This window comes from Actinomadura montaniterrae, from assembly GCF_008923365.1.
Classification (GTDB): Bacteria; Actinomycetota; Actinomycetes; order Streptosporangiales; family Streptosporangiaceae; genus Spirillospora; species Spirillospora montaniterrae.
In genome coordinates this window covers 34,205-50,018 of record NZ_WBMR01000052.1, presented here as the reverse complement: position 1 = coordinate 50,018, position 15,814 = coordinate 34,205, and the positions used below count along the sequence as shown (strand labels likewise).

Genomic DNA, 15,814 nt, shown 5'->3' with positions numbered 1-15,814 from the left:
CCCGCACGCCCCGGCCCGCCCGGTGATCGCCGGCGGCGCCGCCGACGAGCCCGCCCCCGAGTTCGCCGCCCGCGCCGGGCGCGGCGGCGGCGCCGGCGAGGCCCCGGCCGACTCGCGCGCCGACGTCGTCCGCGCCTACGCCCCCTACGCGATCATCATCGCGGTGTTCGTCGTCTGCCAGATCGACCAGGTCAAGGACTGGCTGAACGGCGCCACCCAGACGGTCGGCTGGCCCGGCCTGCACATCACGGCCGCGTCCGGCAAACCGTCGACGCTGCCCACCTTCACCTTCAACTACTTCACCACGCCCGGCACCCAGATGCTCGTCGCGGGCCTCCTCACCATGATCGCGCTGCGTGTCGGCGCGGGCCGGGCGCTGCGTGCCTACGGCACCACGCTCGTCCAGCTCCGCTGGGCGATCGTCACCGTGATGGCCGTGCTGGCGCTCGCGTTCGTGATGAACGCCTCCGGCCAGACCGTCACGCTCGGCACCTGGATGGCCGGCGCCGGCGGCGCCTTCGCCGTGCTGTCCCCGGTCCTCGGCTGGCTCGGCACCGCCGTGACCGGCTCGGACACCTCGTCGAACTCCCTGTTCGGCGCCCTGCAGATCACCGCCGCGAACAAGGCCGACCTATCGCCCGTGCTGATGGCCGCCACCAACAGCTCCGGCGGCGTCCTCGGGAAGATGGTGTCCCCGCAGAACCTCGCGATCGCCGCGGCCGCCGTCGGCCTGGACGGCCGCGAGGGCGACATCTTCCGCCGCGTCGTCCTGTGGAGCCTGCTGTTCCTGGCCGGCATGTGCGTGCTGTCGGGCCTGCAGTCCACGGACGTCCTGTCGTGGATGGTGCCGTAGCGGGCGCTACTGGCGGTAGCCCTCGACCTCGCCGGCCGGGCGCACGTGCGCGTCCTCCGGGTTCTGCCCCGCGTCGATCCTGGCGCGCCGCTGGCGCAGCAGATCCCAGCACTGGTCGAGGGCCACCTCCAGCTCCCGCAACCGCCGTCTCGTGTCCTCACCGGTGGTCTCGGAGCGTTCATGCGCCTGCCGGAGCGCGTGCTCCTCGTCGATGAACTCGTTGATCCGCTCCAGGATCGCCTTCTCGTCCATGAAAAGCCTCCCGATGACGGTTTTCCCGCGTGGTGGGGTCCACAAGGTGTCAACAGGTGAGATCGTGGCATATACGGGCGTGCCCGCGGTAGGCGGCGCCCCGGTCCCGAAGGGCGAGGAGCGGATGACGGTCTGGCGGATCACCGGCGGGGAGGGCGGTCCGGGCGGACCGCGCCCGGAGCGCACCGCTCCCCGCTACGACGTCGTCGAACTCGACACCCCGCTGCTGCGCATCGAGGGCGCCGCGGACGCCCCCTGGCTGCGCATGGCCGGCGAGGTGGACGTGTCCAACGCGGCCGACCTCACCCGCGCCCTGCGCGCCGCCCGCGGCCGGATCGACGGCGACCTGCACCTCGACCTCGCCGGCGTCGACTTCATCGACGTCGCGGGCCTGCGCACCCTCACCCTCGCGGCCCGCGACCTCGCCGGCCGCGACGGCCTGCTCGTCCTGCACTCGGTCACCGCGCACATCGACAAGCTCGTCCGGCTGATCGGCTGGGACGCCGTTCCGGGCCTCGAACTCCACTGCCGCCTGCGCCCCTGACCTGCTCAGGACGCGGCGAGGCGGGCCATGGCCGCGCGGCGCTCCGGTGGCACGAGCGGCGGCTTGCCGGTCGTCCACGCGACGGACAGCGAGACCGCGCGGAACCGCCAGCCGTCCGGTGTGCGGACGGCCTCCGCGTCGTAGTGCCCGCCCGACACGAACGTCTCCCCGAGGCGGTCGCCGCGCGCCTCCTGCGTGGACGCCGGGTGTACATGGTGGTGGACGGCGCTCCACCGCACCGCCGCCCGGTCGCCGTCCAGTGCGATCTCCGGGATGCCGGCCAGGTGCTGGGTGCGCCCGAAGTTGTCCATGGTCAGGTCCATCAGCTCGGCGGCGTGCCCGGTGTAGGCGCCGACGGGGTAGCGGAACTCGACGTCCTCGGTGAAGAACGCCCGTGCCCACGCCGCGTCGAAGGGATGCTCCTCCGGGGCGCGCTGGCGGTCGTCGATCGAGCCGAAGAACCGCGCGACCAGCTCGGTGATCTCCGCCCGGTCGGTCAGCTCCGCCACCCGGCCCGCCAATTCCTTGTCGTTCATCGTCTTCTCCTCCGTCCGGGAACACGATCAACGCTAGGAACGCCCCGACCGGCAGGGCATCCGTCACCCGACCGGTCCGCCGGGGTCGCCGGGGTCGAGCCGGGCCCGTTCCCGCGCCGGGACGTGCAGACTTTCGGGACGGGTCAGGACGCCAGGAGGGCGGCGAGGAGGCGGGCGCGGACGGGGTCGTCGCCCGGCCGCGGCGGGTGCCAGGGGCAGGCGATGTCGAGCGCGGCGACGCGTCCGGTGGCCTTCACCCGCTGGACGGCCGCGACGACCGCGTCGAAGGACGGTCCGCCGCCCACGGGGAACTTCAGGCCCGGCAGGTCGGCCTTGTCGACCACGTCCACGTCGACGTGCAGGACGAGCGGGCCGTCCGGCAGGTCGAGGTCGTCCACGGGGCAGCGCCGCACCCGCGACGACGCGAGGAACTCCGCCTCGGCCGGGTCGAGGTCGCGGGCGTCCACGAGGACGGCCCGCTCCTCCGGCAGCGGCCGCAGCCCCAGCCGCGACGACAGCAATTCGGGGTGGTCGCCGAGGATCTGCCGCAGCGGCATCCCGCCGATGTACCCGGAGGTGCTGGTCTCCGGCGTGTGGACGTCGCCGTGCGCGTCGAACCACACGATCGAGGCGTCCACCCCGGCGCGCTGCACGCCCGCGAGGACGGCCTCGGAGACCAGGCAGTCGCCGGACACCACCGACGGGACCGCTCCGGCCGCGGCCTGCGCGGCGACCTCGGCGGCGACCGGCTCGTACAGCGCGGCGATCCGCGTCCAGACGTCGCCGTCGGGGAACTCGCGGGTGACGGTGACCGCCGCGGCCTCGGGGAGCGGGAACGTCGTTTCGGGGAGGTGTTCGTCCTGGTGATAGGGGACCAGCGTGATCGTCATGCGCCAAGAGTAGAGCGGCCCCGCCCGGTACTCCGGACGGGGCCGTGGCCCGCGAAGACGACGATCAGCGCTTCTTGCCGCCGGCGGTCGCCTTCAGGTAGTCGCGGTTCAGGTTCCCGATCACGTCGAGCGGGATGCCCTTCGGGCACGCGACCGTGCACTCGCCGGTGTTCGTGCAGCCGCCGAAGCCCTCGTCGTCGTGGGTGTCCAGCATCGACACGACGCGGTCCCAGCGCTCCGGCTGGCCCTGCGGCATCAGGCCGAGGTGGGTGACCTTCGCGCCGAGGAACAGCGACGCCGACCCGTTCGGGCAGGCCGCGACGCAGGCGCCGCAGCCGATGCACTCGGCGGCCTCGAACGCGCGGTCCGCGTCCGGCTTCGGGACGGGCGTGGAGTGCGCCTCCGGCGCGGTGCCGGTCGGCGCGGTGATGTAGCCGCCCGCCTGGATGATCCGGTCGAACGCGGACCGGTCCACCACGAGGTCCTTGACGACCGGGAACGCCCTGGCGCGCCACGGCTCGACGTCGATGACCTCGCCGTCCTTGAACTTGCGCATGTGCAGCTGGCAGGTGGTGGTGCGCTCCTCGGGGCCGTGCGGGGTCCCGTTGATGACCAGCGAGCACATGCCGCAGATGCCCTCGCGGCAGTCGTGGTCGAACGCCACCGGCTCCTCGCCGCCCGCGATGAGCTTCTCGTTGAGGACGTCCAGCATCTCCAGGAACGAGGCGTCCGGGGAGACGTCGTCGAGCTTGTACTCGACCATCCTCCCCTTGTCCTGGGGGCCGCTCTGGCGCCAGACGCGCAGTGTGAGCTTCATGATTACTTGTACGACCTCTGCGTCGGGTGGACGTATTCGAAGTTCAGGTCCTCCTTGTGGAGGACGGGCTGCTCGCCCTCGCCGGCCCACTCCCAGGCGGCGACGTAACCGAAGTTGGCGTCGTCGCGCTTGGCCTCGCCGTCCTCGTCCTGGCTCTCGGCGCGGAAGTGGCCGCCGCAGGACTCGGTGCGGTGCAGGGCGTCGATCACCATCAGCTCGGCGAGCTCGAAGAAGTCGGCGACGCGGCCGGCCTTCTCCAGCTGCTGGTTCAGCTCCTCGCCCTTGCCGGTGACCTTGACGCGCGTCCAGAACTCGTCCCGCAGCGCCGGGATGAGCTCCAGGGCCTTGCGCAGGCCCTCCTCGGTGCGCTCCATGCCGCAGTACTCCCACATGATGTGGCCGAGCTCGCGGTGGAAGGAGTCGACGGAGCGGTCCCCGTCGATCGACAGGAACTTCTCGATCCGGGAGGTGACCCGCTCCTCGGCCTCGGCGATCGCCTTCTCGTGGACGGGCGGGAGGGCGTTGCGGGCGATGTAGTCGTTGATGGTGTTCGGCAGCACGAAGTAGCCGTCGGCGAGGCCCTGCATCAGCGCGGACGCGCCGAGCCGGTTCGCGCCGTGGTCGGAGAAGTTCGCCTCGCCGATCACGAACAGGCCGGGGATGGTCGACTCCAGGTCGTAGTCGACCCACAGGCCGCCCATCGTGTAGTGCACGGCGGGGTAGATGCGCATCGGCGTCTCGTACGGGTTCTCGCCGGTGATGCGCTCGTACATCTCGAAGAGGTTGCCGTACTTGGCCTCGACCGTGTCGCGGCCGAGCCGCTCGATCGCGTCGGCGAAGTCGAGGTAGACGCCGAGGCCGCCGGGGCCGACGCCGCGTCCCTCGTCGCAGACGTTCTTCGCGGCGCGGGACGCGATGTCGCGGGGCACCAGGTTGCCGAAGGACGGGTAGATGCGCTCCAGGTAGTAGTCGCGCTCGTCCTCGGGGATGTCGGACGGCCGGCGGGTGTCGCCGGCCTTCTCCGGCACCCAGACGCGGCCGTCGTTGCGCAGCGACTCCGACATCAGCGTCAGCTTCGACTGGTGGTCGCCGCTGACCGGGATGCAGGTCGGGTGGATCTGGGTGTAGCACGGGTTGGCGAACAGGGCGCCGTGCCGGTGCGCGCGCCACGACGCGGTGACGTTCGAGCCCATCGCGTTGGTGGACAGGAAGTACACGTTGCCGTAGCCGCCGGACGCCAGCACGACCGCGTCGGCGGTGTAGTGCTTGATCTCGCCGTTGATCAGGTTGCGGACGACGACGCCGCGCGCCCGCCCGTCCTCCATGATCAGGTCGAGCATCTCGTGCCGCGGGTGCAGCTCCACGTTCCCGGCGTCGACCTGCCGCATCAGCGCCTGGTAGGCGCCGAGGAGCAGCTGCTGGCCCGTCTGGCCGCGGGCGTAGAAGGTGCGGGACACCTGCGTGCCGCCGAACGAGCGGTTGTCGAGCAGGCCGCCGTACTCGCGGGCGAACGGGACGCCCTGCGCGACGCACTGGTCGATGATCTGCGTGGAGATCTCGGCGAGGCGGTGCACGTTCGACTCGCGGGAGCGGAAGTCGCCGCCCTTGACCGTGTCGTAGAACAGCCGGTGCACGCTGTCGCCGTCGTTGCGGTAGTTCTTCGCGGCGTTGATACCGCCCTGCGCGGCGATCGAGTGGGCGCGGCGCGGGCTGTCCTGGAAGCAGAACTGGATGACGTGGTAGCCGGCCTCGCCGAGGGTGGCGCCCGCCGAGCCGCCCGCCAGGCCGGTGCCGATGATGATGATCTTCTTCTTCCGGCGGTTGGCCGGGTTGACCAGCTTGGCCTCGAACTTGCGCGTCGTCCAGCGGTCCTCGATCGGGCCCTTGGGCGCCTTGGCGTCGGCGATCGGCTCGCCGGACTTGTAGAAGCTGTCGCTCATGTCAGCTCACCCATCCGAAGGTGACGGAGATCGGGACGGCGATGAAGCCGAGGGTCACGACCCCGGCGACGCCGCCGGCGAGCACGCGCAGCGCGCCGTTGCTGCGGGGGCTGCGCAGGCCGAGGGTCTGGAACGCGCTCCAGATGCCGTGGTTGAGGTGCAGGCCGACCAGCAGGACCGCCAGGACGTACCAGACGGTGATGTACCAGCGGGAGCCGTCGAAGTCGGCGATGACCCGGTCGTAGGGGGTGGCGTCGGACCCCAGCGGGTTCACCGCGAAGAAGGTGAGGTCCAGCAGGTGCCAGATGATGAACAGCGCGACGACGATGCCGCCGTACCGCATCGTGTAGGTGGCGTAGCCCTGCGCGTGCGACTTCTTCTTCGACTGGTACTTCACCGGGCGGGCGTGCGCGGCGCGCTTGCCGAGCGAGATGGCCGACCACATGTGCAGGACGACCGACACGACGAGCACGATCTCCAGGATCGTCAGCAGCGTCCGGTGCGGGACGGCGGGCTCGCCCATCGTGCGCAGCCAGTGCGCGTAGTGGTCGAAGTCCCCCGCGCCGAGGAAGATCTTCAGGTTCCCGATCATGTGCGCGATCAGGAACAGCACCAGGATTGCGCCGGTCACGGCCATGACGGCCTTCTTGCCGACGGTCGATCGGTAGATCGCAGGTATCGCTATAGCCACGTCGCGAACGGTATGTCCAATTTGGACAAGAGCGCCAAGTCATCAGCGCACTCAATCCGATAGCCGCAGGCTATGAACCGAGCCGGGACGGGCCTCCCCGCCTCCTCGGCCGTTCATGATCGTGAGTGACTTCACAGCGGGTTCGGGAACCCGCCCGATCAGTGACGCAGGCGACATTGACCCGTCGCCGCCGGTGTGCGGTCAGGACGCCGCTGTGGCCGCCGTCACACCGCCGTGGCCTGCCGCGACAGCAGCAGCACCGCCAGGTCGTCGGTCAGGGCGTCCCCGTTGAGGTTCTCCACCTCGGTCACCAGCTCGTCGATCAGCGACCGCCCGGTGACGCCCTTGCCGCGCGCCCGGCGCGCCAGCTCGACGAGCCCGTCGGTGCCGAGCCGGGCCGAACCCGCGCCGACCCGCCCCTCGATCAGCCCGTCGGTGTAGAGCATCAGCCCCCACGACTCGCCGAGGTCGATCTCCGTCGTCGGCCACTCCGCGCCCGGCACCAGGCCGAGCGCCGGCCCGTGCGCGTACTCCGGCAGCGCCGCGACCTCGAAGCCGCCGTCCGGCCCGTCGCGGAACAGCAGCGGCGCCGGATGGCCGGCCAGGTGCATCCGCGCGGTCCGCCGCGACGGCGCGATCGTGATCATGCACAGCGTGGTGAAGATCTCCTCGCTGCGCCGCTCGTGCCCGAGCACCGTGTCGAGGGTGCCGAGCAGCTGCTCGCCGGTGTGCCCGGCCAGCACCAGCGTCCGCCACGCCATCCGCAGCTGCACGCCGAGCGCCGCCTCGTCCGGGCCGTGCCCGCACACGTCGCCGATCATCAGGTGGACGGCGCCGCCCTCGGTCTGCACCGTGTCGTAGAAGTCGCCGCCGAGCAGCGCCCGCCGCCGGCCCGGCCGGTAGCGGGTGTGGTGCCGCAGCGACGGGTCGTCGATCAGCGGGACGGGCAGCAGCCCGCGCTCCAGCCGCGCGTTCTCGCGGCCCAGGATGCGCGCCTCGACGAGCCGCCGCTCGGTCTCCTCCGACCGCTTGCGCTCGATGGCGTAGCGCACCGCGCGGGCCAGCAGCGGGCCGTCGACCTCCTGCTTGACCAGGTAGTCCTCGGCGCCGGCGGCGACCGCGCGGACGCCGAGGCCCGCGTCGTCCAGCCCGGTCAGCACCACCACGGCGGCCGTCCCGGACATGTCCAGCACCTGGCGCAGCCCGTCCAGCCGGTCGATCCCCGGCGCCGACAGGTCCACGATGATGCACTGCGTGCGGCGGGTCAGCCGGCGCCGCGCGGTCGGCAGGTCCGCCGCGACGGTGATCAGCGCGTCCAGGCCGCTGTCGCCGAGCATCTTCTCGACCATCAGCACGTCGGAGGGGTCGTCGTCGATGAGGAGCAGGTCGACCCTGTCCTCGGCCCCTGGCGTGAAGGGATGCGTCTGGTGACTGATAGTGCTCACTAAGCTTCCGGAAAAGTCGGGGCTGGCGACGGCACTGGCAACGGCCGGACCGTTCCGGTTATTCCTGCGCGGGGCAGGACGCCAGGGCCGGGCCGCACCGGGGGAGCGGCTTCTGCTTAGCCGCCGGAGTCCCGGCTCGAGGAGCGGGAGGGACCTCGCTCCGTGCCCTCCGACCTTAGCGTGTCCTCACCTCCCCGCGCACCCCTGTGATCGTCCGCAGGGCGGGTCCCGGACGGTCCGGAAACCCCCTCCGGCGCGCCGGCCGGCGTCCCCGCGGCGGACCGCGCGCCCCGGAAAAATCGTTCGATCGCGGCGGGGCCCGCCGCATATCTTCGTCCGGTGAACCCGTTGCCGGAGAAAGATCCAGGCAGCCCCGACCACAGATCCCCCGCCCGGTACCTGCTGTGGCTGCTGCGCGCCGAATGGCGGGGCGTGCTGGTCGGCGCGCTGTTCGGCGTCGGCTGGATGCTCAGCCAGGCGCTGATGCCCGCCGCGATCGGCCGCGCCATCGGCGACGGCGTCGCCGGGCGCGACGACCGGGCGCTGCTCGTCTGGACGGGCGCGCTGCTCGCCCTCGGCGGCGTGCAGGCCGCGACCGGGATCCTCAGGCACCGGCGGGCGGTGTTCCTCTGGCTGTCGTCGGCCTACCGGACCGTCCAGATCGTCACCCGGCACGCGACCCGGCTGGGCGCGACGCTGCCGAGGCGGCTCGGCGCGGGCGAGGTCGTCAGCATCGGCCTGTCCGACGTCGCGCACCTCGGCGACGTCGTCGACATCGTGTGCCGCGGCTCCGGCGCCGTCGTCGCGATCGTCGTCGTGGCGGTCGTGCTGCTCGCCACCGCGCCGAAGCTCGGGCTGATCGTGCTGGTCGGCGTGCCGCTCGTGCTGCTGCTCGCCGCGCCGCTGCTGCGCCCGTTCCGCGAGCGCGAGGAGGCGCACCGCGAGCTCGTCGGCGAGCTGAACGGCCGCGCCACCGACCTCGTGGAGGGGCTGCGGATCCTGCGCGGCATCGGCGGGGAGCCGCTGTTCTCCGGCCGGTACCGGGCCCTGTCCGGCCGGGTCCGCGACGCGGGCGTCGCCGCGGCCCGCGCCGAGTCCCGGATCTCCGGCGCCGAGGTGCTCCTGCCCGGCCTGCTGATCGCCGCCGTGACCTGGGCCGGCGCGCACTACGTCGCGCGCGGCGAGATCGGCGTCGGCGACCTCGTGGCCTGCTACGGCTACGCGGTGTTCCTGATCGTCCCGCTGCGCACGATCGGCGAGGCCGCCGGCAAGATCACCAAGGGGCTGGTGGCGGCGCGGCGGGTCGTCCGGCTGCTCGACCTCGCCCCGGACCCGGACGCCGGTACCGCCCGCCCGGCCGGGCCCGCCGAGCTCGTCGACATCGCGTCCGGCCTGGTGGTGCGGCCCGGGCGGGTCACCGCGGTCGCCGCCGCGCAGCCGCGCGACGCGCAGGCCATCGCCGACCGGCTCGGCCGGTACGCGCCCGGCGACGTCGACTTCGCCGGCGTGCCGCTGCGCGAGGTCGCCGGGCTGCGCCGCCGCGTGCTGGTCGCGGTCAACGAGGACCGGCTGTTCTCCGGCACCCTCGCCGAGGCCCTCGCGCCGCCCGGCACGCCGCCGGCCGTCCTGGACGCGGCGCTGCGCGCGGCGTCCGCCGAGGACATCGCCGCCGCGTCCGGCCTGGACCGGCACGTCGCCGAGGCCGGACGGGAGTTCTCCGGCGGGCAGCGGCAGCGGCTCCGGCTCGCCCGGGCGCTCGCCGCCGACCCCGAGGTGCTGGTCCTCGTGGAGCCGACCAGCGCCGTCGACGCGCACACCGAGGCGCGCATCGCCGACCGGCTCGGCGAGGCCCGCGCCGGCCGCACCACGGTCGTGTGCACGACCAGCCCGCTGATGCTGGACCGCGCCGACCACGTCGCGTTCGTCGAGGACGGCCGGGTCGTCGCGGAGGGCACCCACCGCGACCTGCTGCGGGCCGAGCCGCGCTACGCCGCGGCCGTCACCCGCGGCGAGGCGCCCGCGCGCCGCTGACCCGGCCGCGCCACCGCACCACAAAACCATCGGAACCGCAGTACGGAAGGGCACGACGTGAGCACCGAGATCCTGCCGGTCGCGGAGCCCGCGCAGGTACGGGCGTACGCGCGGCGCGTCGCCCTGCGCCATCCCCGCGCCCTCGCCGGCACGCTGGCGCTGCACGGGCTCGCCGCGGTCGCCGGCCTCGTCGCGCCCCGGCTGCTCGGCGAGCTGGTCGAGGGCGTCCGCGACGGGACCGCCCACATCGACACCACCGCGCTCGCCATCGCCGGATTCGTCATCGTCCAGGGCGTGCTGACCCGGTACGCCTACTTCACCTCCGCGCGGCTCGGCCAGCGCGTCCTCGCCGAACTGCGCGAGGAGTTCGTCGACCGGCTGCTCGGGCTGCCGCTGTCGGCGGTCGAGCGGGCCGGCACCGGCGACCTCGTCACCCGCGCGTCCCGGGACGTCGACACGCTCGGCTCGTCGCTGCGCGAGGCGGTCCCGGAGACCCTCGTCGCGATCGTCGTCGGCGCGTTCACCTTCGGCGCGTTGCTGGTCAACGGCCCGCTGGTCGCGCTGCCGTGCCTGGTGTCCGTCCCGATCCTGTGGGGCGTCATGCGCTGGTACCTGCCGCGCTGCCGGGACGGCTACCTGCGCGAGAACGCCTCCTGGGCGCTGATCGCCGACGGCCTCGCCGAGACCGTGCACGGCGCCCGGACCGTCGAGGCGTTCGGCCTCGCCGGCCGTCGGCGGGCCCGCGGCGACGCCGACATCGCCCGCAGCTACGCCGCCGAGCGGTACACACTGAGGCTGCGGACGGTGCTGTTCCCCGTCGCCGAGTTCGGGTTCGTGCTGCCGGTCGCGACGACCCTGCTGTTCGGCGGCCTGTTCTACGCGCACGGGATGGCCTCGCTCGCGCAGGTGACCGCCGCGACCCTGTACGTCCAGCAGCTGATCGAACCGGTCGACATGCTGCTGTCCAAGCTGGACGAGCTGCAGCTCGGCGGCGCGTCCCTGGCCCGGCTGCTCGGCGTCGGGAACGTCCCGGCGGACCGGGAGCCGGGCGAGCGGCGCCCGGACGGCGAGCGGCTCACCGCGCGGGACGTCCGCTACTCCTACCGGACGGGCCGCGACGTCCTGCACGGCGTCGACCTCGACCTGCGGCCGGGCGAGCGGCTGGCGATGGTCGGGCCGAGCGGCGCCGGGAAGTCCACGCTGGGCCGCCTGCTCGCCGGGATCGACGGCCCGCGCTCCGGCGCGGTCACGGTCGGCTCGGACGCCCCCGTCCCGCTGGTCGAGCTGCCCCTCGACGACCTGCGCGGCCACGTCGCGCTCGTCACGCAGGAGCACCACGTGTTCCGCGGCACGCTCCGCGAGAACCTGGCGATGGCCCGCCCGGACGCGTCCGACGCCCGGATGCGCGACGTCCTCGCGACCGTCGACTGGGACGGCCCCGGCCTGGACGCCGAGGTCGGCGAGGGCGGCGCGACGCTGTCGCCCGCGCAGGCGCAGCAGCTCGCGCTGGCCCGGCTCGTCCTCGCCGACCCGCACACGCTGGTGCTGGACGAGGCGACGTCGCTGCTCGACCCGCGCGCCGCCCGCCGGCTGGAGAGCACCCTCGCCGCCGTCCTGGACGGCCGGACCGTCGTCGCGATCGCGCACCGGCTGCACACCGCGCACGACGCCGACCGCGTCGCGGTCGTCGAGGACGGCCGCATCACCGAGCTCGGCACCCACGACGAGCTCCTGGCCCAGAACGGCTCCTACGCCGCCCTCTGGACGTCCTGGCAGAGTTAGTTGGCATTGCCCTTGGCGTCAGGCCCTAGAGGGCCTTCCTTCGGCGGGCAATGCGTGCGATCGCTGTGTTGATGGCACCACCCTCGGCGTCAGGCGCTGGGGCGCCTTCCTTCAACGGGCGATGCGTGCGATCGCTGCATCGCTCCGGCTCGCCCAGGGGCTCGCTGCGCGATCAAGTTCTCGCAGGCTCGAACTTGGCTTCGCTCGCGATCGCGACGGTCCGGGTCGTTGCGTGGCCGGGGAAGAACGGCTTCCCCGGCCACGCGGGCGCTCATCGGGCCAGGGCGGTCTTGAGGTACTCGACCTGGATCAGGAGGAGGTTCTCCGCCACGACCTCCTGCGGGGTCATGTGGGTGACGCCGGACAGCGGCAGGACGGTGTGCGGGCGGCCGGCGGCCAGCAGCGCCGACGACAGCCGCAGCGTGTGCGCGGCGACCACGTTGTCGTCGGCGAGCCCGTGGATGATCATCAGCGGGCGCTTCAGGTCGCCGGCCATCTCGATCAGCGAGTTCGCGGCGTAGGACTCCGGCTCCTCGTCGGGGTGGCCGAGGTACCGCTCGGTGTAGTGGGTGTCGTACAGCCGCCAGTCGGTGACGGGCGCGCCCGCGATGCCCGCATGGAACACGTCCGGGCGGCGCAGCACCGCCAGGGCCGCCAGCCAGCCGCCGAACGACCAGCCGCGGATGCCGACCCGGTCCAGGTCGAGCGCCGCCGGATGCAGCCGCGCCGCCTCGATCAGCGCGGTGATCTGGTCCTCCAGCACCGGCTCGACGAAGTCGCCGCGGACCGCGCGGTCCCAGACCGGGCCGCGGCCCGGCGTGCCGCGGCCGTCCGCGATCACCACGGCGAAGCCCTGGTCGGCGAGCCACTGCGCCTCGCAGTACGCCCGCTGGACGGCCAGCACCCGCTGCGCGTGCGGGCCGCCGTAGGGGTCCATCAGGACGGGCAGCCGCCCGTCGCCCGGCTTCCAGCCGGCCGGCAGCACCACGGCGGTGCGGATCTCGCGGTCCCCGGCGCGCAGCAGCTCGACCCGCGGCGTGATCACCGGCGTCTCGGCGAGCGACGCGACCGGGTGGATGCCGGACGGCTCGCGCACCTCGACCTCGGTGCCCGGACGGTCCAGCCGCGATCCCGTGACGACCGTCACACCGGCGGCCCGGACCCCGCCGAACACGCCCTGCCCGTCGGTCAGCCGGACGATCTCCTCCGCGTCGTAGGAGTAGAGGTGCACCTCCGTGGGCTCCTCCGAGGCGGTGAACAGGATCGACTCGCCCTCCACGCCGAGGATCGAGCGGACCTGCAGGCCGCCCGGCGTGACGGGCTTGCCGCCGATCGTGATGCGGCGCGTGTCGGTCTCGCGGTCCTCGGTGACCCACACCAGGTCGCCCGTCCCCGTGTGCGCGGGCAGCCCGGGCACGATGTCGGTCCACACCGGGTCGTGCTCGTTGTGCACCAGCGACGTCTCCCCATTGGACGGGTCGACCCGCAGCACCCGCTGGGACCGCTGGTCGCGCGGCTGCACGACGATCAGCAGGCCGTGCCGGTCCCACGACGCGGTGACGACGTAGGGGAACATGCCGCGGTCCCACGCGACGCCGGTCCGGCCGCCGTCCACCTTCAGCAGGACCAGCGACACGATCGCGTTCGGCGTGCCCGCCGCCGGGTAGGCGATCTCGGCGGGCGTCCGGTCCGGGTTGGCGGGGTCGGCGATGTGCCAGCGCTGCACCGGCGTCTCGTCGACCCGGGCGACGAGCAGGGTCCCGCCGTCCGGCGACCACCAGTGGCCGCGCATCCGGCCCATCTCCTCGGCCGCGACGAACTCGGCGAGCCCGTAGGAGATCTGCTCCGACTCCGGCTGCACGACGGCCCGGTCTTCCGAGCCGTCGATCTCGATCACCCGCAGCGTCCGCCCGGACACGTAGGCGACGCGGCGGCCCGCCGGGTCGGGGCGCGGGTCGAACACCGGCGCCTGCGCGGGCAGCTCGCGGACCTGCCCGCTTCCGAGGTCGGCGACGTGGAGCCGCCCGCCCAGGGTGAACACGGCCTGCCGCATCTCGCGGTCGGTGGCGTAGCCGACGATGCCGCCGGCCTGCTCGCGCGCGCGCTCGCGGCGGGCCCGCTCCTCGGCGGGCAGGTTCTCCTCGCCCGGCACGTCCAGCGCGGCCGGGTCGGCGACGAGGCGCTCCTCGCCGGTGCCGGTGTCCAGCGTCCACAGGCAGGTCACCGGATCGTCGCCCGCCCTCGTGCGCAGGAAGATCACGCGCGTCCCGTCCGGCGCGATCTGGAAGGCGCGCGGGACGCCGAGGGTGAAACGGCGGGTGCGGGCGCTCTGCCGCGGATAGCTGATGCTCATGACATCCGAGTCTGCCAGCCCGCGAGCCTCCCCGAACGGCGGCGCGGCGCCCGTGCCTGCCCCTATGATTCCGGGCGGTCATCGCGGCCGGGGAACGGCCCTTGGGCATGGCCCCGCTCGCGTAAGCTCAAGACCTCCCCAAGCTTTTGTCTCGCGGGCGTTGAAGGAGTGGTCCATGCCGGAGCTGCAGCCGGGCGATCCCCGGCGGCTGGGCTCGTACGAGATCGTCGAACGGCTCGGCGAGGGCGGCCAGGGGGTCGTCTACGCGGGCGTCGACGCCTCGGGTAACAGGGCCGCCATCAAGCTGCTGCGCGCCGACCTGTCCGCCGACGCCGGCGCGCGCAACCGGTTCGTCCGCGAGGCGCAGGCCGCCAAGCAGGTCGCCCGGTTCTGCACCGCGCAGGTGCTGGAGGCCGACGTCGCGGGCGACCAGCCCTACATCGCCAGCGAGTACGTGCCGGGCCCGTCGCTGTACAAGCAGGTCACCGAGACCGGGCCGATCACCGGCGCGGCGCTGGACCGGCTCGCGATCGGCACCGCGACCGCGCTGGTCGCGATCCACCAGGCCGGGATCGTGCACCGCGACTTCAAGCCGCACAACGTGATCATGGCGCCGGACGGCCCCCGGGTGATCGACTTCGGCATCGCGCGGGCGCTGGACACCGGCCAGACCAACGCGACCAAGGCGATCGGCACCCCGTCCTACATGGCCCCCGAGCAGGTGGCGGGCGCCACCCTCACCGAGGCCGTGGACGTGTGGGCGTGGGCGACCACGATGGTGTTCGCCGCGACCGGGCACCCGCCGTTCGGCGACGACACCGTCGTCGCGGTGATCAACCGGGTGATGAACGAGCCGCCGTACCTGGAGGGCGTGCCCGCCGACCTGCGCCGGCTCGTCGCGGCGTGCCTGGTGAAGGAGCCGCAGCGGCGGCCCACCGCGCAGCAGCTGATGATGGCGCTGATCGGCAGCGGGCCGGGCGGCGCCGGCCAGACCCGGATGGACGACCCCGCGCAGGCCACCACGATGCTGGCGGAGGGCTCCACGCTCGCCGCCGGCGCGGGCGCCGCCGCCGCCTTCGGGGCCGCGCAGGCCGGGCCGCACGGCGGGCAGACGCAGCGGGTGTCGCCGGCGAACTACACCGGCACGCTGCCGCCCGTCCAGCAGCCGCCGTACCGGGGCGGCGGCCGGCACACCGGCTACGACGACTTCGAGCCGGAGCGCCGGTCCAAGTGGCCGATCTTCGCGGGGATCGCGGCGATCGCCGTGCTGGCGCTGGTCGTGGGCCTGTTCATGGCGAACCGGGGTAACAACGAGTCCCCGAACCCGGGGACGTCCCCGACCGTCTCGGACTCCGCGTCGGCCTCCGACAGCCCGACCAGCGAGGAGCCGACGACGGAGCGGCCCACGTACACCCGCCCGCCGCGTCCCACGCACACGGCGCCCACCCGCATCCCGACCACTGAGGCCCCGACCAGCGAGCCTCCGACGAGCGAGCCTCCGACGAGCGAGCCCCCGACGTCGCACACGCCGACCACCAACCCGACGCACACCTCCGGTGGCGGCACCGGAGGTGGCGGCACCGGCGGGGGCGGCGGCACCGGCGGAGGGGGCACGAACTGACGAGCGCCCGCCCGCACGGCCGGGGCCGCCCGGGCAGGGCGGTCATCGCCGTGCCCGCG

13 protein-coding genes are annotated in these 15,814 nt (G+C 73.5%); 5 read left to right on the top strand and 8 right to left on the bottom strand.

Going from position 1 to position 15,814, the window contains the following annotated elements; all coding sequences use genetic code 11:
* Window positions 1-853: L-lactate permease (locus tag F9B16_RS19600; RefSeq protein ID WP_192808873.1), on the top strand; the 853-nt coding region annotated here is incomplete at its 5' end.
* A 6-nt stretch (window positions 854-859) separates the two neighbouring features.
* Here the strand turns inward: F9B16_RS19600 and F9B16_RS19595 are convergent.
* Window positions 860-1,105, bottom strand: a complete 246-nt coding sequence (locus tag F9B16_RS19595) for a DUF2630 family protein (protein WP_151541542.1) — start codon at window positions 1,103-1,105, stop codon at window positions 860-862.
* Window positions 1,106-1,169: 64 nt separating this feature from the next.
* Between F9B16_RS19595 and F9B16_RS19590 the strand changes: the two genes are divergently transcribed.
* A complete protein-coding gene (locus F9B16_RS19590; protein ID WP_192808872.1) occupies window positions 1,170-1,649 on the top strand; it encodes an STAS domain-containing protein in 480 nt (159 codons plus the stop codon).
* Between the two features lie 5 nt (window positions 1,650-1,654).
* Here F9B16_RS19590 and F9B16_RS19585 read toward each other — a convergent pair whose 3' ends face one another.
* The 6 genes from F9B16_RS19585 to F9B16_RS19560 all read right to left on the bottom strand — a co-directional run bounded on the left by F9B16_RS19585 (window position 1,655) and on the right by F9B16_RS19560 (window position 7,968).
* Window positions 1,655-2,185: a nuclear transport factor 2 family protein gene (locus F9B16_RS19585; RefSeq protein WP_151541540.1), complete on the bottom strand. Its 531-nt coding sequence runs from the start codon at window positions 2,183-2,185 to the stop codon at window positions 1,655-1,657.
* 143 nt (window positions 2,186-2,328) lie between these two features.
* Entirely contained in the window at window positions 2,329-3,075 is a 747-nt protein-coding gene (locus F9B16_RS19580; RefSeq protein WP_151541539.1) for an arginase family protein, read from the bottom strand.
* Window positions 3,076-3,139: 64 nt separating this feature from the next.
* On the bottom strand, window positions 3,140-3,892 hold the full coding sequence (locus tag F9B16_RS19575) for a succinate dehydrogenase/fumarate reductase iron-sulfur subunit (protein ID WP_151541538.1): 753 nt from the start codon (window positions 3,890-3,892) through the stop codon (window positions 3,140-3,142).
* 2 nt (window positions 3,893-3,894) lie between these two features.
* Complete coding sequence (locus F9B16_RS19570) at window positions 3,895-5,832, bottom strand: fumarate reductase/succinate dehydrogenase flavoprotein subunit (RefSeq protein WP_151541537.1); 1,938 nt, start codon at window positions 5,830-5,832, stop codon at window positions 3,895-3,897.
* A gap of 1 nt (window position 5,833) precedes the next feature.
* On the bottom strand, window positions 5,834-6,523 hold the full coding sequence (locus F9B16_RS19565) for a succinate dehydrogenase cytochrome b subunit (protein ID WP_151541536.1): 690 nt from the start codon (window positions 6,521-6,523) through the stop codon (window positions 5,834-5,836).
* A 224-nt stretch (window positions 6,524-6,747) separates the two neighbouring features.
* Window positions 6,748-7,968 carry a PP2C family protein-serine/threonine phosphatase gene (locus F9B16_RS19560; protein ID WP_151541535.1) on the bottom strand — a complete coding sequence of 407 codons (1,221 nt, stop codon included), beginning with the start codon at window positions 7,966-7,968 and terminating at the stop codon, window positions 6,748-6,750.
* Between the two features lie 339 nt (window positions 7,969-8,307).
* Here F9B16_RS19560 and F9B16_RS19555 point away from each other — a divergent pair, with 339 nt between their 5' ends.
* Entirely contained in the window at window positions 8,308-9,999 is a 1,692-nt protein-coding gene (locus F9B16_RS19555) for an ABC transporter transmembrane domain-containing protein (RefSeq protein WP_151541534.1), read from the top strand.
* Window positions 10,000-10,056: 57 nt separating this feature from the next.
* Window positions 10,057-11,781, top strand: a complete 1,725-nt coding sequence (locus F9B16_RS19550) for an ABC transporter ATP-binding protein (RefSeq protein ID WP_151541533.1) — start codon at window positions 10,057-10,059, stop codon at window positions 11,779-11,781.
* Between the two features lie 271 nt (window positions 11,782-12,052).
* Here F9B16_RS19550 and F9B16_RS19545 read toward each other — a convergent pair whose 3' ends face one another.
* Window positions 12,053-14,134, bottom strand: coding sequence for a S9 family peptidase (locus F9B16_RS19545; RefSeq protein WP_151541532.1), 2,082 nt, complete (start codon window positions 14,132-14,134; stop codon window positions 12,053-12,055).
* A 175-nt stretch (window positions 14,135-14,309) separates the two neighbouring features.
* On the opposite strand from F9B16_RS19545, the gene F9B16_RS19540 reads away from it, so the two are divergent.
* Entirely contained in the window at window positions 14,310-15,755 is a 1,446-nt protein-coding gene (locus F9B16_RS19540) for a serine/threonine-protein kinase (protein WP_151541531.1), read from the top strand.
* Window positions 15,756-15,814 lie beyond the last annotated feature (59 nt).